The sequence below is a fragment of the Mesorhizobium sp. CAU 1732 genome (assembly GCF_039888675.1).
In the GTDB taxonomy this organism is placed as follows: domain Bacteria; phylum Pseudomonadota; class Alphaproteobacteria; order Rhizobiales; family Rhizobiaceae; genus Aerobium.
The window spans coordinates 179,062-197,989 of the sequence record NZ_JBDQQR010000001.1; the positions used below are offsets into that span (position 1 = coordinate 179,062).

Sequence of the window (18,928 nt, forward strand, 5' to 3'; positions counted from 1 at the left end):
TTTGAGAGCCTCATTCCGCCGCCTCGCGATGCTCGACGAGGTGCGCACAATTCGCCGCGACTAGCGCCTGTGCCAGCGGCGGACAGACCGAATTGCCGCAACACGAGCCCTGCACCGTTGCCGACAGCGGCGAGCCGTCCGGACGTCGGTCGATGATGTAGCTTTCGGGGAAACCTTGCGCGCGGAAGCGCTCGCGCGGCGTCAGCATGCGCATGCCTATGTCGGCGATGGCGAAGGTCTCGCCGTCGACCTCGACCGTCACGAGGCCGTGACGCGGCTTGGTCGTGACAGTATGCACCGGCTCGTCGAGCGACTGGTTTGGCAGCGCCTCGCCGTAATATTTCGTCAGAAAGCCGGAGATCAGCGCCGCATGATTGCCGCCGGCGGTGATGGTCTTGATCGGCGCGCCTACATCGCCGGCGCCGCCGCGCGTGTTCGACGAGTAGAGGTGCGAGAGATGCGCCGCGGCGACGTTCTGTTGCGCGCCGGCGATCGTCAGGGTCGACAGAGGTTCATCAGCCGGCCGGCCGGGATTGACGCCGCCGATCCGTCGGCTGTCATTGTTGTGCTGCGCCAGGTAGGCCGCCACGACACCGAACTTCGGCGCGCCGGCCATGACCGTATCAAGAGGTTCATCCGCGGCACTGCCGATGCCGTTCTGCGTGAAGCGCGAAACGTATGTAGCGACGACGCAGCCATCCGGTTTTGCTGTCAATGTGCCTAGCGGCTCGGCGCCACCGCGAGGCGCGCATTGACCAGCCCGGCCGCCGCAACCCACGAATGACGGCACGATGATTGCGTTCTGATCTTTAGGGCTTGCCGTCACGGTATGCAGGGGATCGTCAGGCGATCGGTTTGCGCCGCCATGCTGTCCATAAGTCACAATAAATGGCCTTTTCGCCTCAATCACGTAGCGCAACACGCCACGCGCAATGCGCCGCATGGTGGCCTCGGCCAGCGGTCGGATCGCACGCAGCCCAAATGCCTTCATAATCTCGTCAGACGTGTCGAAGATCGACGGGCACGGCAGCGACCAGTCGATGATTTCGGCGGCAGTGCGCCACGGCAGCTTGCGGCCGGCGATCACGTCGGGATCGTCGGGCTTGCCGTGCGATGGTTGAGGCCAGACGATCGGCTGACCGTCACACCGTGCGATCATGAAGAACCGCTTTCGGATGGTCGGCGCGCCATAGTCGCACGCGCGCAACTCGCGAAACTCCAGCCGGTAGCCGAGGCGCTTCAGCTTGTCCGTCCAGACCTTGAACGTCGCACCTTTGCGATAAGGGCATGGCTTGCCATCGAGCAGGACAGGCCCCCAATCCTTGAATTCCTCGACGTTTTCCAGAATGATCACCTCGGGCCGCACGCGCCTTGCCCAATCGACCACGATCCACGCCAGGTCGCGGATGTTGCGCTTGACCGGCTTGCCGCCCTTGGCCTTCGAAAAGTGCTTGCAGTCGGGAGAGAACCACGCGAGCCCGACGCGGCGATTGCCGACGACGGCGATCGGGTCCACCTGGTAGATATTGCGCGACAAATGCAGCGTGTCCGGATGGTTGACCTCGTGCATCGCCAACGCATCCGGCGAATGGTTGATCGCGATATCCGGCGAGCGGCCAAGCGCCATTTCGATGCCGGTCGAGGCGCCGCCACCGCCCGCAAAGCTGTCGATGATCAGCGGCCGGCCGGTTGGTGGTGTCCGGGGCGATGGCGCGTCGGGGAACAGGTCAACCAGCATGGCGCGACTTCCTTCTAAGGTCGTGGGATTGGGAAAGGTCGTGATAGGCGCGGTCGGTGACTCGCCGCGCGATCAGGTCGACCGCGTGGCATGGGCCGCCGTCGCCGCTCGTGGCGGCGCAGACACAGGACCCGTTGGCGAATTCGCAGATCATCTGCCAGATCGGCGCGGGCAGCGGCGCGCCGGTCGACAGCCGCCGTTCATTGGCGCGATCGGCGGACATCAGTTCCGCCCTTCGGCATCGTCGAAGATGGCAGGGTCCGGGGCGGCCGGGGTCGCTTTCACGGCGTCAGCGGCCGCCACGGCCTTGAAGCGGCCGTCCTCAAATTCTTCGCGCGGCCGCACCCAAAGTGAGCCATCATCCACGCTGCGGTAAATCGCGACCTGGCGCATATTCACGGAAACGCCGTTCGGGCAGTTGTCCGCCGGCCTGCTGGGATCGCGCCAGTCTTCGGACTGCATTCCGCCGATGCCGATCAGCACATATTCGGTGCCGCGCCTCTTATGGCGGTGTGTCGCCTGCGTCGTGACCGGGTGATCTCGCTGCGCGTGGTATAGGTTGATCTTCTCCGCAATGAAGCGGGCGACATCAACCGGAATGGCATGGCCTTTGAAGACGCCCCAGCCGGTCACGTCCACCCAATCAACGTCTCGGTTGTCTGTTGCGGCTATCGGGATGCGGTCATCGACCGCCTCGGCAGCGGGAGTTCGCCGGAGCGCCCCGCGATCGAACGACTCGAAAGGTATCGCCCGATGACGACCGCGCGCGCGACGCTTGATGTCCGCGCCCGTCAGATAGGTTAGAACCAACACGTTGCCTTCGGGTAGGGGCCTGTACCCATCCCAATCGTCGACGACGCGATCGCACCCCGTAAGGATGCGCAGCGCCTCGGCATTGCACGTTTTGCCGCAAGCCATTGGGCCATACACGATCGTTGGAATCGCAGTTTCAGTCGTCATCCCATTGCTTCCTTTCCGGTTTGATCGGCCATGCCCTTCGACACCCACTCGTCGCGGATTCGGATGCCGCGATAGACCGGCGTGCCGTTGGTTTTGGCCTTGTGGAATTGCTGGACGCCGTTGCCGTCAGGCGCCGGCCAGGTGCGTCGCGCCGCATCGGGCAGGCGTCGATAGAAGGTCGTGTCCTTCACCTTGATCGTGCCGCTGGCGATGCAGAACCGCTCGTATGAGCAGAACAGATCGAAGGGCTTTTCCGTGTCGCGGTCGTCGCCGGTGACATCGCAGGCGTGGCGGATGAAAGACCCGATCGGGTCCTCTTCCTCGCGATATTCCTGCGTCGCGTCGATGATGTCGGACGGTGGATTGAGCCCGCCGACATTGAGGAAATCGACCGCACCCTCCACCGCCCATTTCAGGATGCCGGCCGCCTCGGCGAGCAGCTTGTTCGGCAGGTCCTTGTCGACCTCGTCTTTCGAGATTTGTTCGTTCCACGGCACGAGGTGGATGCGCCGCCAGATGCCGTCATCATTGCCGACGATGACCGGCTTGTGATTGCCCGACACGAGCAGCGTGAATTGCGGTGCGAATTCGAAGAAGTCCTGATGCAGCCGGCGAACCGCGATGGACTCGCCGCCGGTCAGGCGCTTGATCAGCGCTTCCTTGAACCGCACGCCGGTGTCGGGCTCCGATGCCGCGACGAGGCGCGCGCCGGGCAGGCGGGCAAGGTCCGGCGTGGCTTCCGATCCCGACCGTTTGTCCTCGCCGGCAAAACTGTCGATCGACAGCGTCACCGCATAGTCGGCGAAGATTTTGGCCAGCGTGTCGACGAAGGTCGATTTGCCGTTGCGGCCGATACCGAAGAAAAACGCGATCATCTGTTCGGTGTTGAGACCGAGCAGGGCATAACCGACGAGGCGCTGCAGATAGCCGCGCATCGCGACCGAAGGCTGCACGCGCACGAGGAAGTTCTCCCACGCTTTTGCGCGCGGCGCGTCGAGGGAGAAGTCGACCGGCGCGAGTTTGGAAATCAGGTCGTCGCGGCGATGCGGGTCGAGGCGCACGCGCCAGACGAGATCGCCATCGTCACTTTCTGTCTGGTAGAACCGCAGCGTGCCGTTGCCGACGTTGAATGCGTAGATATCGCGATTGAGATCGTCGACCGATGCCGGACGATAGGCCGATGCCTCGGTCAGCATGGCATTGAGCTTCGACGTGCCGCAGGCCGATTTCGCGTGGCGGTGACGGTTCGCCCGATGATCGGCAAGCCGGGCCTGCGCCTCGTCGGCAAGCTTGATGACCTCGCGCCACGCCTTTTCGTCCTTGGTCCGGGCGAACAACTGGTCGCGGTTCATCATCTTGGGATCGTAGGGAGCGGACAGCGCCTCGCGCGCCACACGGCCGGCATCGATCAAATCCTGATCGTCCGGCGGCGCGGCCATCAACTTCGCCTCTTCGAAAATCGCCTCGGCCGCGCGGTGCGCATGCCGCCGAACGATCGAGCCGGACTCGTCTTCTTGCCAGCGCTTGCCGTCGAAGACGTGCCAGCCGACATGCGTCACATGCCGTACGTCGTCGCCGGCCCAATGCAGGAACCGTCGCGCATTGCCGATGTCGTGTTCGGGCTCGGCCGCGCAGCGGGCAATCAGTTCGCGTTCGGCATCGCTGCGCGCATGCATGGTCATCAGAGCCCGCCATCCGCAAACATATCGACAGTGCTGCCGACGGGGTTCGGGGCGGGCGCCAGCCCGTCGGCGGCCTTGCGGGCGGCCTTGGCGCGCGTTGCCGCATGGCGGCGGGCGACGGGACCGGACAGGGCGTTTTCCATGCGCCGCGCGATGTCGGCCTGATAGTCCGGATCGCGCTCGATCAGGATGGCGTCAAAGCCTTCGCGAAAAGCTGCCTCGCCGGTCGTGCCGGTGCCGGCGAAGATATCGAGGATGGTTCCGCCAGGCGGCGTCAGCATGCGGCAGAGCCACTGCATCAGGTCGAGCGGCTTGACGGTCGGATGGCCCGAGCCGATCCGGTCGTGCGCGTCCGCCTTGGCGGTATAGAAGAACCGCGCGGCCGACCCGGCGGCGTCGGCATAAATCGTGCCTTGCGGCTTGGTCGGTTGGTAGGTGACGCCGTCGCCAGTGCCGACGCTGTCGGGCCGCGCGGCCACGCCGGCGCTGCGCGCATCGCCCGGAAACCCGGCAAGCACGGCGTCGCTGCCGTCATGTGTCAGGTTGGCGGGAAAGCGGCCCGACGAATTCGGCGGCGTGATCGTGCGCCCCGACGGAAGGCCGCTAAACGCGCCGCCGTCTTCTGAAAGCCCGGCATAATCCTTCCGTGAAGCATGAACGCCCCGTGTCTCTGCGCGCATATCCGCTTCGTCGGCATAGCGCACCCGCGCGGCGTCGATGTTGATCGCGCCGGTGCCGGTCTTGAGCGCTTGGCGGGCGATCGAGCTTTCGGCAAGCGGCTTGCGCGCGATCACGATCGGCTCATAGGCCGGCTTCAGCGCCGTGCCCCAGCCTTCCCACGTTTTAGCCTCGGAAGATGCCGATGCCGTTTCGTCTGGTCTCGACGCTGCACCGAAAACGTTGACGTTAGCTTTGCCGTTCAAGTGAGAAAATTTGTTCGGCCCGACGATAGGTCGCTCGGCGCCGAAGATTTTGTCGATCGCCTTCGACACGTCGTGGTTTTTCGGAAACCCCGATCCGAACGTCCAGAACGCCTCGCCGAGCGGGCCGAACTGGTCGAGCATCCGGAACAGCGCATCGGACTGCGCCGCCGACAGGCTGTCGAGGAAGGCGATCACGCGTTCGTCGGGATCGATCAGGTTGATGATGCGGTCGCGCACTTCGAAGCCGGCCGCCTCGATGCCGAATGCCATCTTGTGCACGCATTTCGGCGCAGAGAACGCGGCCAGATGCCCGCCGGGCTTCAAAACGCGCAGAGCTTTCGCCCATGTGTCGGGCCGGAAGGCGATGTCGCCGCCATCCCAATCCTTGCCCATGAAGCCCGACGAGGCGCGTGAGAACACGCCATCCGTGCCGAACTTGGCAGGCGCGGCGCCTTCCTTGCCGAACCGCTCGACGATCGTGTCGAAATGGTAGGGCGGATCGCAGATGATCACGTCGACGGAGTTTTCCGGCAGGCGATCGAGGATGGCCAGGCAGTCGCCGGGGTATAGTGTCACGCGGCCGTCGAGGAACCGACGGCAGTCAGGCAAGTCGGTCATGGCGGGCTCGGGTCTTAGAGTTCGGGCATCCGGGCGATCGTGAAGCGGCGTCGGCCGCGCCCGCCGCTTGTGCCGACGGCAATGAAGCCCTTGGCGATCAGCCGGTCATAGGTCTCGTCGAGATAGGCCATCGCCACACCTGACCGCGCCATGACGTCGGACGGCATAGGATTGACGATCCGGACCGGACCGGCCGCCGCCGCGAGCGCCCGGAACACCTTCAGTTCACGAACCGTCATGCCGACGGAAGCCGCGCGCTCGGCGAGTTCCTTGGTCGTTTCCTTGCGAGGAAACAGCTTTTCGAAATGCTCTTTGGCGAATTGCACATGCCCGTCGGTCGACGTCAGGTCGATGGAATCGAATAACGCCTGCACGAGTTGGCCGGGCGTCATGCCGACGCGTTCGGCGCACTGCTTGAGCGCGGCATGTCGCGATTCCGGCGTGCGGACGGTATAGCGGAAGGCGGGCGGGTCGAAGAGTGCGTCCATGGATGGTTCCTCGTTAGGGACGGTTCTGGATAAGAAGGCTGTTGAAGTCGCACCCGGCCGGCGGCCAGTCGGTGACGACGGCGAGGTCGTTGCGCGTCAGCCGCGTTGTCGCGCGCCGCATGGCGGCCTGCGTTGCGATCGGGTCGCTGTCGGCATCGCCGATCAGTGTCAGGCGGCGCGTGGCGGGGTCCGGGGAAAACAGTTCGGATTGGTCGTCGCCGGGTCGCGGATCGGGACCGGGGACGCGGACCGGGATCATGCGGCCGTCGCGGCGCGTGATCTTCGCGGTCGGATGCGCAAAGGTTCGCGCGGCGCGGCCAGCGATGTTGTGCAGGTTCACGGCGGCGTAAACGCCGACATCCGGGCGGTCCGCGAGATCGAACCATGACAGTGATGATTCCACGCCTTCGCCGACGGCGGCGCTGTCGTTCGGTTTCAGACACCGCAGGACGATGCGCCCGCCCTTTTGGGACCCCCGGACTTTTTTGGACGGCAGTTCCTCGCCGGTCGCCGGCTCGAAAATCTCGGCCTTGCCTTTTGGCCCGCTCGCATCGAGCCACGTCACATGCAGCCCAAGGAAATGCCCGTCGAGCGCGGTGATCGGCCAGAGCATGGCGGGGCCGCGATGCACGATCCGCCATTCCTTCGTCGCGCTGCCGCCGGATGGACCCGGCCCGACGTCGACATGGTGCCAATAGGGAAAGTCGCCATGCTCGCGGCAATGCGCGCCGGGCATACGGGCAAGGCGCGGATCGATCGCGCGTGCAGCGAGATAGGCGCCGACCGGGCCATTGTCGCGGAAAGGCCGGCCATCTCGCCAGAGATTGAAGGCGCGCCGCCGTTCCTTTTCGCGAAACACATTCTGGTCGGCTTCTGCCTTGCCGCTGTCGACGCGAGGCAGGATCGACGAAAGGTCGCCAAGCAGGATTTCGACCGCTTTCAGGAACGAACAGTTTTCGACGTGCTGGATCAGCGCGATAGCATCGCCGCCGATCAGGTCGCCGGCACCTTGCCGGCATCGCCATATGTTCTTGCGGCCATTGACCGAAAAGCGGTCGGTGCCGCCGCATCCGGGGCAGGGGCCGACGGCCTCGCCGGTCGCGCTGGCCCGCGCCCGGAAGCCATAGCGCTCGGCCAGCGCGCGCACGTCGAAGGCGCGCGCCTGCTCAATGGCTTCCTGCGGGATGCGTGGCGCGTCGCCCATGTCAGTCCTCGCACCGGATGGCGGCGCGCAGTTGCCACAGGGCGGCGAGCGCTTCGTCGATCTCTTTCGAGATTGCCGACCGTGCGGTCGGCGTCAGCTTTCCGGCGGCCATCGTTTCCAGAACGATCGCCGAAACTTCCCCGGTCTCGCGGATCAGCGAGCCGACCAGTTCGGGCGTGACGCGACCGGGCGTGCTTTCGATCGGCGCGATCGAATAGCCCAGGACGGTCGCCATCGTGCCAAGGATGATCGGCGCGCCGCCGATCATGTCGCAGTCGACCGCGACGTCGATCGGCATATAGGCGTTGATCTCGCTAAGCGCGGCATATTTCGAAAGCTGCGCGCCTTCGACGCGCGTGTGACCGGCAAACACGGTGCCGCCGCCGGCGCGATCAACCGAGCGCTTGGTCGACGCCTTGAGCTTCTGGCGTTGGTGGTCGGAAGTCGGACGATCCTTCATCGGATTCCCCATGGAAAAGTTGACTACGTATTTTTCCGTGACGTGACCGCATTTCCGGCGCACAACTCACGGCCATGAACACGACCGCACATCACGACACGCATCACGCCGCCGCCCGCATCTCGTCGGAGCCCGCGAGATATGCGAGCGACACGCCTAGTTCGGCGGAAACCGCAGCCGCGTCGGCGAAAGCGATGGATCGCTTGCGTCCCGAGAGGAAGTCACGGAGCCGGTCGCGCTTGAGCATGCAGGCCGCTTCGATCTCTGCGATCGAGCGGCTGGATGCGGCCACGGCGGCAGCGAGGCGGGTCAGGATGATTGTGTTGCGTGCATCGTTTTCGGTCATGGCGCATTTGTTATACGGAAATATCCGTAATGCAACCGTTAATTTCCGCCTTTGGATGCGTAAGCGTCCGTGCCAAAACTAGGAGGGATTCTCATGGAGACGTTTGACGTGAACGACAGCGGCAGCCTTTTGGCTCAACGCATCAGGCAGCGCTTGGATGAAACCGGCCGATCGGCGAGCGAGGTATCGCTGGCATGCGGTTACGGCACGGATTTCATCCGCGATTTTTTGACCGGCCGTAAGAAGAAGATCAATTCCGAGGCCTTGGCGCGAATCGCGCACGAACTTGGAACGACGGTCGCATGGCTGCTCGGCGACGACGACGCCATACAGGAGGCGGGCGATACGCAGCCAGCCCAGCAAATGGTTCCTGTCTATGGGATGGCGGCCGGTTCGCGTCTTGGCGCAGCGCATCACGAGACCGAAATTATCGAGTGGGTGCCGGCCCCGCCCGGCCTTGCACGCGTGCGCGATGCCTACATGCTCTACGTGGACGGCGTGTCGATGTATCCCCGCTTCAAGCACCGCGATCCGATCTTCGTCGCGCCGCATCAACCCGCCTGGCCGGGCGACGACGTCGTGATCCTGATTCGCAATTCCCGCACCGGCGAATATCAGACATGGGTCAAGGAACTCGTGACCATCAATCCCGACGAGATCGTCACCAAGCAATACAATCCGGGCGACGAAATCCATTTCAACCGCAGTGAAGTGATTGAGATGCATCGCATTTTGCCCCTCAACGAGATCGTTGGCCTCACGGAATAATTCCGGATATTTACGGAAAAATACGTAAAGCAGCTTGACAGGGCGGGAATTTCCGCCTTTCTTCGCGCCTCAAGGCAACCCTTGGAGTGCGCGAAATGCCCTTTCCTTCGACCGCCATCATTGATCAGTCACCGTCCCGCGACCAGCCGGACGGCTTGACCGTCGCACCGTTCGATACGGCCGACGATGTGATGATCGCAGCCCTTGCCCGCCATGCGGCCAGCGAGGTCTTGGCCTTGGTTGGCCTTCTCTGTTTCCTGATTGCCATCGTCGCCGCGCTCGTCGCGTTCGGCGACGACCCCGGCATCGCGACCGCGCTTGAGGCGCATCGCTGATCGACCTTCACCCGCTCTCCCATACCTGACGAGGACTTCATGCTTCACGACCATCCGGGCCGGCGCCAGCCGACCGCTCAAACCCGCACGCCGGTCATCCGAGCCGACGATCCCACCGGCCCGACGCGCGCACCGTCTTCGCGCGCGATGGAGATGGGCGAAACGATGCGCGAAATCTTCTTTCGCGACGGCAACGTCACTGAAATGGCGCTGATCGCCGAAGGCTACAGCGCAGGCGAGATCGTTGAACTTGGCGAGGACGCGCGGCGGCACGTCAACCTTGTCATCACCGTACCGGGCGGCGCATTCGACCGTCTGCCGACCGTCTCCGACAAGGCGGTCAACGCCATCGCAGGGGCGATGCCGGTCATGGCAGGCGCAAAGGACGCCGTGATGATGGCCGTCGCCTGGCAGAGCTACTGCACGGCCGTCGGTGCGCATCGCCTCGATCCGTGGGTATCGCAATCCGAGCGCTGCCTGTCGCGGCTCAAGGTCTTTCTGGCGCACCTTCCGCTCTTGGAGCGCGAAAAGAACGCCGTCATTACGGCGGTCGCGGTCTCGCTCAAGAAGCGGATCGCAGCATGACCCGAGCATGGATGCAGACATTGTCAGGCCGCGCGATTGCCATGGCCAAGCCGGAAGCACGCGACATCGATCCGCTGCTCGACCTGCCGGAAGCGTTGGCGCGCATATGCCGTTACAACGGCGCGGTTCCCGGCGGTGTCTATTCGGTCGCGCAGCACTGCGTGATCATGTCGGACATCATTCTTGAAGAGATCGGCGACGCCGACATCGCGACCATCGCGCTCTTGCACGACGCGCACGAATACATTTGGGGCGACATCACCACGCCGCAGATGGACGGTTTTGCTGAGATTGAGGCAGAACTGTACGGCGACAGCCGCGTGACCAGCATCGTCGCCGAGGCCAAGCGCCGAGCCGACAAGGCGATCTTTTCGGCATGCGGCGTGCCATGGCCGCCGACGCCGCAACAGCATCGAACCGTGAAACTCTACGACATCCGCATGCTCGCCACCGAGCGCCGGCAATTGCTGTCGCCGTCGGTCAAGCGATGGGCGGCCGTCGTCGAGCAGGCCGAACCGCTCAAGATACGCGGTCGCCTTCCCGTCTGGCCGGTGCCGAAAGCCGCCGACGAATACCGCAGCCGTCTGGTCAGGCTTTGCCCGGCCGTCGCGCGCAAATCCCACGCAGCTTAGGAGACAAGAGCATGCCGAAGACATTGGCAGATATGGACCTGTTCTCGATCGTCGAGGCGGGCAAGGTCATCATCAGCGACAAGGGTATTTACAGCCAGGTCGATCTTTTCGAGCGCGGTGACATGCTGTTCGCCGGATACCGCAGGGGCTTCGTCCGCCTGCTCGCGCGCAACCTGACGACGGTTCCGAACGTGAGATGGGATGCCATCGAGGGCGTCGCATATCGCGAGGAATACAACGGCGCGAAGCTTGGCGAAGAGCAGCGCCGAACCACCAAACTGATCGCGGCCGAGTAGGAGACGACACCTTGACCATCTCACTCGACCCCAAGGTGATCGGCGCAATCCACGGCGCTTTGAAATCGATCCCCGAACGCCGGAACGTCATCCCCGTTTGCGGGACGTACCTCTTGGAGCCGACGGAAACCGGAATCTCCGTCACCGCAACCGACATGGACATCGAGGCGACGATCTCGATCGAGATGGCAAGCACCGACATCGTCGCCACCTGCATTCAGCCCTACTTGCTGGAGGCGGCGGCCGGCCTGCGGGCCGAGATGATCAAGATCGTGATCGACGATCAGCAAGCGACGTTCTCGGCAGGCCGCGCGCGCTTCAAGGCGCCCGTCCTGCCGGGCGGCGACTTCCCACGCGCTGCACATCAGTTCGACCACAGGTTCACCCTCGCAGGCGAAGCGCTGGCGACCCTGATCGCATCGACGGTCGACGCGGTGTCGACCGAAGAGACGCGCTATTATCTTCAAGGCGTCTTCGTCGATTGCCACGATGGTCGACTGCATGCCGTCGCGACCGATGGACATCGTCTGCATACGACCAGCGTCGCGATGACGGACGCGGCAACGCTCGACTATGGAATCATCATCCCGACCAAGGCGGCCAAGGAAATCGAACGCTTGGCGCGCAAGGCCGGAGGCAACGCCGTCATCATCGAGACGAGCCGTTCGGGCATCGCGGTCAAATCCGGCGACGAGCGCATCGTTTCGAAGCTGGTTGACGGCAACTATCCGGACTGGCGGCGCGTCGTGCCGAAGGAAAGCGACAACGCGCTGACGATCGACCTCGGCGAGATGCTGGCCGCTCTCGACCGCGTCCTGAAAATCCAGACCGTCAACGAAGCCGACATGAAGCTGAAGACGGCGGCGGTTCGCCTGTCCGTCGACGGCGATGCCCTGACGATCCAGAACGGCGGGCGCAACACGATTGCCGGCGCGGTCGACGGCGTCGCCTGCGAGGTCATGGGCGATTGGGCCGAGCATGGCGTGAACGGTCGCTATCTGCGCATCACGCTTGCCGCCCTCAAGGATCGCGGCGTCGAGACGATCACCATCAACAGCGCCGATTCCGGCTCCCCGATGCGTCTCGAAAGCCCCACCGACGAGGACTTTCTCGCCATCGTCATGCCGATGCGGGTCTAGGTCGTGAGCGTTCTAGAACAAGCCGCACAAAAGGCCGCCAGCACGCCACGCCCGACGCGCGCGGTGTGCCGGTGCCTCGAATGCGGCGAGGACATCACGGCCAGGCGCACGGACGCGGAGTTTTGTTCGCGCAAATGCGTCCGCGCTTGGAACAACCGGCGCATGACGCGCGGCGCGGAACTGTACGACCTTCTCATGGTCGCGCGCTTCGATCGCGCCCGCGCGACCAAATTCAAGGTGTGGCGCACCATCAACCGGCTGGCTGCGCTGTTTCGTGACGACGACAAGGCCACGCGCGGCGGCCGGCGGTCATGGCGACGGCTCGACGCCGTGCGGGCCGGCAAGATTTTCCTTTGGGCTGAATAGGAGCAAACCCATGGCAGGCAGTGTCAACAAGGTCATTCTGGTCGGCAACCTCGGAGCCGACCCCGAAATCCGTCGGCTAAATTCCGGCGATCCGGTCGTCAATCTGCGCATCGCGACGTCGGACACATGGCGCGACAAGGATTCGGGCGAGCGCAAGGAAAAGACGGAGTGGCATCAGGTCGTCATCTTCAATGAGAACCTGGCGAAGATCGCCGAGCAGTATCTCAAGAAGGGCACGAAGGTTTACATCGAAGGCGCCCTGCAAACCCGCAAATGGGAAAAGGACGGCATCGAGCGGTATGTGACGGAAGTCGTCCTGCAGAAGTTCCGTGGGCAGATGGAAATGCTGTCTTCATCCGCCGGCGGCAACCGTCCGCCGCCCGCCGGCAGTCAGGATGACTACGGCACGATGTCCGGCTCGCGCGACCGCAACGAGCGTCGCGACGAAGGCGGATCGAGCGGCGGCTACAGCCGCGATCTCGACGACGAAATCCCGTTCTAGGCAGGTGACGCCATGACCAGCAGAAAACCGAAATCGGGCGTCCTGTCCGTCGCCGAGAAGATCGTCGATCTGGAAAAGCAAAACGCGCTCTTGCGGCATCAGGTCACCGAACTGAAAGCGCGCGTGAGGGGCGAGAGCCGCAACGCACGGCGAGGATGGGACGCGGCCTTCGAACGCGACAACGCGATTGCGGTCATTGCGGAAGTGATGACGAGCAAGCTTCGGACTGCGGAGTTTCGCAATCCCGACATAGACGCGATCCCGTTCTGATCATGTGCCGCCGCGACCGCATCCGCGCAAAGATCATGGCCTGTGTCGAAATCGTCGACACAGGCTACAAGACCCCGTGCCATCTGTGGACCGGGCCGGATTCGGGAGCGGGTCGCGGCGGAGGCTATCCACGCATGTCGCTCGACGGCCAGACGGTCGCCGTCCATATCGTCAACTGGACGAACGAACACGGCTATGTGCCCGGCAAAAAGCAACTCGACCATCTCTGCCGGCAGCGCCGATGCATCCGCGACGATCACCTTGAATTGGTCACCGCCAAGCGCAACGCGATCCGCCGCGAAGAGGCGAACGGCCGCCGCCAGACGCCGAAGCGCAAGCGACACGCGCAACCCATCCTTGAGGCCGCAGAATGACTGCCGGCCAGCGCCCACACACGATCGAGGATATCGAGCAGGCCATGGCCGACCTCGCTTTGTTGATGCGTGCGCAGGGCGACCATGGGCTGCTTGCCCTACCGATATTTGAACGACTTGAGCGCGAGCGTGCGCGTCTTCTGGACGTGGACGACCGCCTCGATCAGGCGCTCTTACGTGCTAAAGCGCGACCTTCTCGATCGCACCATAAGCCCAACGCAGATCGTCGCTATAGCCGTACTTTGGCCGCTTGATAGCGTGCCCCATGAGATAGCGCCGCAGTTCCTCATCGACCTCCGCCAGCTTTAGCCGCGCCTCGAAACCATGGCGCAGCGAATAGAGCGTGTGCTTTGGGGTCTCCATCAGATCATTCTCGCGGAAATATTTGTTCACCGCCGCCGACAGATTGTCCCTGTCACGGTAGCGCGGAAAACCGTGGCGCGCCTGTTTCATCGCGTCGAGCGAAACGCCCGCAAGCGGGATGCGGCGCAGCGACGACTTGGCCTTGAGTTCACGCACGGCGACAGGATCGCGGCCGCCAGCGGGACGGATGTCGATATAGGGGATTTCCGCATCGAGAACGATGCAATCGGGCGGCAGATTGACGATCTCCGACGGCCGCGCGCCGGTGTTGATCAACACCAAGACCGCAAGCCGGGCATCGTCATTGAGACCCGCGAGAGCGTCAGGCGCGAGGATTGTCTCGCGCAACCATTTTTCAGAGAAGGGCGGCCGGGTCGCATCGCCATCGTCTTCGAAGCGAAGGCCGCGAAACGGGTTCGGAACGGCCTCCCGCCCGATATGCGCCATGTACTCGCCGAAGAGCGCGCGCATGGTGTCCATGTCCTTATTGCCCGCCGACGGCGACAGGGGTTTGATCTCCGGCGATTCAGGGACTATCCGCGCCAGCCAGAAGGCATGAAACTTGAGAGCATGCGAACGCGTGATGCTCTCGATCGCAATGCGGTCGACGTCCGAAAATTCCTCCGCCATCGCCCGCTTGAAATTGGCGATCCCGCGTTGCTTGAGCTGACGCCATTTCAATCTCTGCCATGGGGATTTCTTGGCGAGAGAGGCGCGTCGTATCACGGTTTGGAAAACCGAAAACGCCTCGTCGATCGTTGCGGTTTGGTCGCCGGCCGTGCCGAGGGCCGCATCGAACGTGGCGCGGTCGAAATGTCCGGCCGCAAGCGACAGGCGCCGGATGATCTCGTCGATGCTGGCGTCGTTAGCCAGGTCCAAGACAGGGCGATAGTCGATCTTCATGGATCGCGCGCGGGCGACAGCACGCGCATGCGCATCTTGCGAAGGCTGGTCACCGCCCGCCGCCGTTGCCCAATAGCTATCGTCGGCTTGCTCCATTGCGTCACGCTTGGCGCGCGCTTCATCACGCGACTGCGTGTCGAGCGAGCGCCGAATCCACTCGGGATAGTCGGGATCATGCAAGCGTATAGCGGTCAGCGCGCGCGACGGAACGCGGCGCACATAGCGGAAGCCGCCGTCGGTGCGTTTCTGGAGGTGTCTATCGGCTCGATCGGCGCGGCGCATGGGGCGCTTTGTTGCCCGAAATGTTACCCGAAATCAAGCGACAACCGCAGCGCGCCGCCCGTCGGCTTTGGCTTAGGGTGCCGAAAAGTCGCATGTTTTCAAATGGATATGAGAAAATATCGATCAGGAAAAGTGGTGCCCAGGAGAGGACTCGAACCTCCACGCCTCGCGGCACACGGACCTGAACCGTGCGCGTCTACCAATTCCGCCACCTGGGCAAGTGACCGCATGACTGTTCCCGAAACGCGAAGGCTTCGAGTTCATGCTCGGTGCGCCGCCGATGTAAGCGGGCGCGCCGATGCTGTCAATGCGATTCTCGGCGATTTCGCCGAATGCGGCTGCTTCCTCAGTTTTCGAGGATGTCCTTGGACGCAACCGTCGAGTCGGCATTGAGCCGATAGACGATCGGCACGCCGGTCCCGAGCTCGACCTTGATGACCTCTTCGCCGGTCAGGCCGTCGAGCGCCATGATCAGAGCCCGCAGCGAATTGCCGTGGGCGGCGACGAGCACGGTCTCGCCGCGCAGCACGTGCGGCTGCACCTCATGCATGTAATAGGGCCACACGCGGGCGCCCGTATCGCGCAGGCTCTCGCCGGCAGGCGGCGGCACGTCGTAGGAGCGGCGCCAGACATGGACCTGCTCTTCGCCCCACTTGGCGCGCGCATCGTCCTTGTTGAGGCCCGACAGGTCGCCATAGTCGCGCTCGTTGAGCGCCTGGTCATGAATGGTCTTGAGATCGCTCTGGCCGACCGCGTCGAGGATGTGCTGGCAGGTGACTTCCGCGCGCGACAGGACCGAGGTGTAGGCGATGTCGAAGGTGAGCCCGCGCGCCTTGAGAAGCGCGCCGGCTTTCTTTGCCTCGGCATGGCCCTGTTCGGTCAGGGCGGGATCGCGCCAGCCCGTGAAGAGGTTCTTCAGGTTCCATTCGCTCTGGCCGTGGCGGACGAGGACCAGTGTTCCGGACATGGTAGTCTCCTGCATCGAGTGGGAAGTGGACAGTCAGGACGTGCCGAGGCCCAGCACGTCTCGCATGGAATAGAGCCCGGGCTTGCGGCCATGGGCCCACAGCGCTGCCGTCACCGCGCCGCGCGCGAACAGCGAGCGATCCTCGGCATGGTGCGACAGCACGATACGCTCTCCCGGTCCCGCGAAGATGACCGAATGGTCGCCGACGACGGAGCCCCCGCGCAGGGTCGCGAAGCCGATCGATCCCGTTTCGCGTGGGCCCGTATGGCCGTCTCGTACGCGCACGCTGTTGTCGGAAAGCGCGATCTCGCGGCCCTCGGCTGCGGCTTCGCCCAGCAGCAGCGCCGTGCCCGAAGGCGCATCCACCTTGTGGCGATGATGCATCTCGAGCACCTCGATGTCGAAATCTCTTGCCGCCAAGGCGCGCGCCGCCTGTTCGACCAGCACGCCGAGCAGATTGACGCCGAGGCTCATATTGCCCGACTTGACGATCGTGGCGTGGCGCGCGGCGGCTTCGATCCTGGCATCGTCCTCCGGCGAGCAGCCGGTGGTGCCGATGATATGGGCGATACGGGCCTGCGCGGCATAGCCCGCGAAGGCGACCGTCGCGGCCGGAACGGTGAAGTCGAGCACGCCATCGGCCTTGGCGAAGGCCGGCAACGGGTCGTCGGAAATCGTGACGCCGCACGTGCCGACGCCCGCAAGCTCGCCGGCGTCCCGTCCGATCAACGGCGAACCTTCCCGCTCCACGGCGCCGACGAGCGTCGCGCCGTCCGCGTCATGGATGGCGCGGATCAGCGTCTGGCCCATGCGGCCGCCGGCACCCACCACAACGAGACCCATGGTCATCGCCCAAGTCCTTTCGAAGGCTGGTTCAGTTCGCTTGCAGATGCCGGATCCGATGTATCGATTGCCGCGCGGCGTTCGTCCTGCATGCGATGGAAGCGCGCATAGACGCCGGATGCGCTGTCGAGAAGCGCTGCGTGCGTGCCTTCCTCGATCACGCGCCCCTCTTCCATGACCACGATCTGGTCGGCGTTGACGATGGTGGACAGCCGGTGCGCGATGACGATCGTGGTGCGATCCTTCATGATCGTTTCCAGCGCCTGCTGGACCCGCGCTTCGGATTCGGTGTCGAGCGCCGAAGTCGCCTCGTCGAGGAGCAGGATGGGCGCGTTGCGCACGATCGCACGCGCGATCGACAGCCGCTGACGCTGGCCGCCCGACAGCGTGATTCCGTTTTCACCGACCAGCGTGTCGTAGCCCGCCGGCATCTGCCGGATGAACTCCTCGGCATGCGCCAGACGGGCCGCGTTCTCGATCTCGGCATCCGTCGCATCGGGCCGCCCATAGCGGATGTTGTCGCGCACGGACCCTTCGAACAGATAGGGATGCTGCGAGACATAGGCGATGTGCTGGCGCAACGAAGCCTTGGTAACGCCGGCGATGTCGTGGCCGTCGATCAGGATCGTGCCGGAATGCAGGTCGTAGAAGCGCTGGATCAACGCCACGACGGTCGATTTTCCCGCGCCGGAGCTGCCGACGAACGCGGTGGTCTGTCCCGCCTTCGCACGGAAGCTGACGTCGCGCAGGACCGGCATTTCCGCGTTGTAACCGAAGGTGACGTGCTCGAACCGGATTTCCCCGCGATCGACCTCGAGAACGGTCGCGCCGTCGCTGTCGCGCTGTCGCGGTTCACGGTCGAGCAGTTCGTAGATCATGCGGGCATTGACCAGCGAGCGCTCGAGGTTGACCTGAACGCGGGCAAGCTTGCGGGCCGGGTCGTAGGCGAGAAGCAGCGCGGTGATGAAACCGAAGACCGAGCCGGGCGGCGTGCCGTCGGCAGAGGTGCGATAGGCGGCGTAGGCGATGACGCCCGCGATCGCGAAACCGGCGAGGATTTCGGAAATCGGCGTCACGCGCTCGGAGACCTTGGCGATCTTGTTGGCGCGTTGCTCGGCCTCGGCGATGACGCCCGCCATTTTCGCGGAGAGCTGCTCCTCCATCGTGAACGCCTTGACCACGGCGATGCCCTGCGTGGTTTCCTGCATGGCGCCGACGAGCCTTGCGTTCACCTCGACGGCCTGCCGCGCGACGCTGCGCAGCCGGCGCATGATGCGGTTCACGGCGAAGATCAGCGGCGGCCCGATCATCAGCGCGATCAGCGACAGGACCGGATCGAGCGCGATCATCGCGACAAGGAGCGCGACGAGCAGCACGGCGTCGCCCGCGATCGACTTCAGCGTCATGCCCAGCATGTCGCGCACGCCGAGCACGTTTTCGTTGATCTGGGCTGCGAGACGGCCGGACCGCTGGTCGGTATAGAAGTCGAGGCCGAGCTTCATCAAATGGTCGAAGATGCGCTTCTGATAGCGCGCGACCAGATTGTTGCCGATCCGTGCCAGCAGAACGGCCTGCCCATAGGTGGCAAGCCCGCGGGCGACAAAGACAACCGCGATGCCGCCAGCAATGTAGGGCACCAGATCGAAGTTCTCCTTGTAGAAGACATCGTCGATCAGTGGCCGCATCACCCACGGGATGAAGGCCGTCGCTCCGGCGGTGATCATCAGGCACAGGATCGCCAGCACGTAGAGCGTGACATAGTCGCGGGCATTCTCCGACAGAATGCGCCTGAGGACGGGAATGATCTCGCCGCGCGCTCCACCTGTTTTCCGCTTGCTTGCGTCTAACGCCAACCTGCTCAATCCCTGGCCGATCTTTTGCGGT

The 18,928-nt window shown here is 64.0% G+C and carries 23 protein-coding genes and 1 tRNA gene; 10 read left to right on the forward strand and 14 right to left on the reverse strand.

The annotated features are described in order from the left end of the window. Positions 1 to 10: 10 nt before the first annotated feature. The 9 genes from AAFN55_RS00970 to AAFN55_RS01010 all read right to left on the reverse strand — a co-directional run bounded on the left by AAFN55_RS00970 (position 11) and on the right by AAFN55_RS01010 (position 8,419). The gene (locus tag AAFN55_RS00970) at positions 11 to 1,738 is read right to left on the reverse strand and encodes a DNA cytosine methyltransferase (protein ID WP_347797020.1); all 1,728 of its coding nucleotides are present in this window, start codon (positions 1,736 to 1,738) and stop codon (positions 11 to 13) included. After that, a complete protein-coding gene (locus tag AAFN55_RS00975; RefSeq protein WP_347797021.1) occupies positions 1,728 to 1,961 on the reverse strand; it encodes a hypothetical protein in 234 nt (77 codons plus the stop codon). The genes AAFN55_RS00970 and AAFN55_RS00975 overlap by 11 nt, the downstream gene beginning before the upstream one ends. After that, the gene (locus tag AAFN55_RS00980) at positions 1,961 to 2,698 is read right to left on the reverse strand and encodes a hypothetical protein (RefSeq protein WP_347797022.1); all 738 of its coding nucleotides are present in this window, start codon (positions 2,696 to 2,698) and stop codon (positions 1,961 to 1,963) included. Before AAFN55_RS00980 ends, AAFN55_RS00975 begins: the two co-directional genes overlap by 1 nt. Beyond that, positions 2,695 to 4,380 (reverse strand): phage/plasmid primase, P4 family, encoded by a 1,686-nt coding sequence (locus AAFN55_RS00985; protein WP_347797023.1) that lies wholly within the window; start codon positions 4,378 to 4,380, stop codon positions 2,695 to 2,697. The genes AAFN55_RS00980 and AAFN55_RS00985 overlap by 4 nt, the downstream gene beginning before the upstream one ends. Next, positions 4,380 to 5,921, reverse strand: a complete 1,542-nt coding sequence (locus tag AAFN55_RS00990; RefSeq protein ID WP_347797024.1) for a DNA methyltransferase — start codon at positions 5,919 to 5,921, stop codon at positions 4,380 to 4,382. Before AAFN55_RS00990 ends, AAFN55_RS00985 begins: the two co-directional genes overlap by 1 nt. 14 nt (positions 5,922 to 5,935) lie before the next feature. Next, a complete protein-coding gene (locus AAFN55_RS00995; protein ID WP_347797025.1) occupies positions 5,936 to 6,409 on the reverse strand; it encodes a hypothetical protein in 474 nt (157 codons plus the stop codon). A gap of 13 nt (positions 6,410 to 6,422) precedes the next feature. Beyond that, positions 6,423 to 7,613: a DNA primase gene (locus AAFN55_RS01000; protein ID WP_347797026.1), complete on the reverse strand. Its 1,191-nt coding sequence runs from the start codon at positions 7,611 to 7,613 to the stop codon at positions 6,423 to 6,425. Between the two features lies 1 nt (position 7,614). Continuing rightward, positions 7,615 to 8,073 (reverse strand): phage regulatory CII family protein, encoded by a 459-nt coding sequence (locus AAFN55_RS01005; RefSeq protein ID WP_347797027.1) that lies wholly within the window; start codon positions 8,071 to 8,073, stop codon positions 7,615 to 7,617. A gap of 103 nt (positions 8,074 to 8,176) precedes the next feature. Then, positions 8,177 to 8,419 (reverse strand): hypothetical protein, encoded by a 243-nt coding sequence (locus AAFN55_RS01010; protein WP_347797028.1) that lies wholly within the window; start codon positions 8,417 to 8,419, stop codon positions 8,177 to 8,179. 93 nt (positions 8,420 to 8,512) lie between these two features. Here AAFN55_RS01010 and AAFN55_RS01015 point away from each other — a divergent pair, with 93 nt between their 5' ends. From AAFN55_RS01015 to AAFN55_RS01060, 10 genes are all read left to right on the forward strand, one after another. Next, the gene (locus AAFN55_RS01015) at positions 8,513 to 9,187 is read left to right on the forward strand and encodes a S24 family peptidase (RefSeq protein WP_347797029.1); all 675 of its coding nucleotides are present in this window, start codon (positions 8,513 to 8,515) and stop codon (positions 9,185 to 9,187) included. Between the two features lie 86 nt (positions 9,188 to 9,273). After that, complete coding sequence (locus tag AAFN55_RS01020) at positions 9,274 to 9,522, forward strand: hypothetical protein (protein ID WP_347797030.1); 249 nt, start codon at positions 9,274 to 9,276, stop codon at positions 9,520 to 9,522. Between the two features lie 39 nt (positions 9,523 to 9,561). Then, on the forward strand, positions 9,562 to 10,107 hold the full coding sequence (locus tag AAFN55_RS01025) for a hypothetical protein (protein WP_347797031.1): 546 nt from the start codon (positions 9,562 to 9,564) through the stop codon (positions 10,105 to 10,107). Then, on the forward strand, positions 10,104 to 10,739 hold the full coding sequence (locus tag AAFN55_RS01030) for a hypothetical protein (protein ID WP_347797032.1): 636 nt from the start codon (positions 10,104 to 10,106) through the stop codon (positions 10,737 to 10,739). The genes AAFN55_RS01025 and AAFN55_RS01030 overlap by 4 nt, the downstream gene beginning before the upstream one ends. Before the next feature lie 11 nt (positions 10,740 to 10,750). Then, the gene (locus AAFN55_RS01035; RefSeq protein WP_347797033.1) at positions 10,751 to 11,035 is read left to right on the forward strand and encodes a hypothetical protein; all 285 of its coding nucleotides are present in this window, start codon (positions 10,751 to 10,753) and stop codon (positions 11,033 to 11,035) included. Positions 11,036 to 11,046: 11 nt separating this feature from the next. After that, the gene (dnaN, locus tag AAFN55_RS01040; RefSeq protein WP_347797034.1) at positions 11,047 to 12,174 is read left to right on the forward strand and encodes a DNA polymerase III subunit beta; all 1,128 of its coding nucleotides are present in this window, start codon (positions 11,047 to 11,049) and stop codon (positions 12,172 to 12,174) included. A 162-nt stretch (positions 12,175 to 12,336) separates the two neighbouring features. Further along, complete coding sequence (locus AAFN55_RS01045) at positions 12,337 to 12,540, forward strand: hypothetical protein (protein ID WP_347797035.1); 204 nt, start codon at positions 12,337 to 12,339, stop codon at positions 12,538 to 12,540. A 10-nt stretch (positions 12,541 to 12,550) separates the two neighbouring features. Then, a complete protein-coding gene (gene ssb / locus AAFN55_RS01050) occupies positions 12,551 to 13,042 on the forward strand; it encodes a single-stranded DNA-binding protein (RefSeq protein WP_347797036.1) in 492 nt (163 codons plus the stop codon). Positions 13,043 to 13,054: 12 nt separating this feature from the next. After that, the gene (locus AAFN55_RS01055; protein WP_347797037.1) at positions 13,055 to 13,312 is read left to right on the forward strand and encodes a hypothetical protein; all 258 of its coding nucleotides are present in this window, start codon (positions 13,055 to 13,057) and stop codon (positions 13,310 to 13,312) included. Continuing rightward, positions 13,312 to 13,686: an HNH endonuclease signature motif containing protein gene (locus tag AAFN55_RS01060; RefSeq protein ID WP_347800142.1), complete on the forward strand. Its 375-nt coding sequence runs from the start codon at positions 13,312 to 13,314 to the stop codon at positions 13,684 to 13,686. Before AAFN55_RS01055 ends, AAFN55_RS01060 begins: the two co-directional genes overlap by 1 nt. Before the next feature lie 180 nt (positions 13,687 to 13,866). Here AAFN55_RS01060 and AAFN55_RS01065 read toward each other — a convergent pair whose 3' ends face one another. The 5 genes from AAFN55_RS01065 to AAFN55_RS01085 form a co-directional block, all read right to left on the reverse strand. Next, a complete protein-coding gene (locus tag AAFN55_RS01065) occupies positions 13,867 to 15,234 on the reverse strand; it encodes an integrase (protein WP_347797038.1) in 1,368 nt (455 codons plus the stop codon). A 133-nt stretch (positions 15,235 to 15,367) separates the two neighbouring features. Continuing rightward, a tRNA-Leu gene (locus tag AAFN55_RS01070) sits at positions 15,368 to 15,452 on the reverse strand. A 128-nt stretch (positions 15,453 to 15,580) separates the two neighbouring features. Next, positions 15,581 to 16,201 (reverse strand): 2,3-bisphosphoglycerate-dependent phosphoglycerate mutase, encoded by a 621-nt coding sequence (locus tag AAFN55_RS01075; RefSeq protein WP_347797039.1) that lies wholly within the window; start codon positions 16,199 to 16,201, stop codon positions 15,581 to 15,583. A gap of 33 nt (positions 16,202 to 16,234) precedes the next feature. Further along, a complete protein-coding gene (dapB, locus tag AAFN55_RS01080) occupies positions 16,235 to 17,044 on the reverse strand; it encodes a 4-hydroxy-tetrahydrodipicolinate reductase (RefSeq protein WP_347800143.1) in 810 nt (269 codons plus the stop codon). A 2-nt stretch (positions 17,045 to 17,046) separates the two neighbouring features. Continuing rightward, positions 17,047 to 18,897 carry an ABC transporter ATP-binding protein gene (locus AAFN55_RS01085; RefSeq protein WP_347797040.1) on the reverse strand — a complete coding sequence of 617 codons (1,851 nt, stop codon included), beginning with the start codon at positions 18,895 to 18,897 and terminating at the stop codon, positions 17,047 to 17,049. Between the last annotated feature and the right edge of the window lie 31 nt (positions 18,898 to 18,928).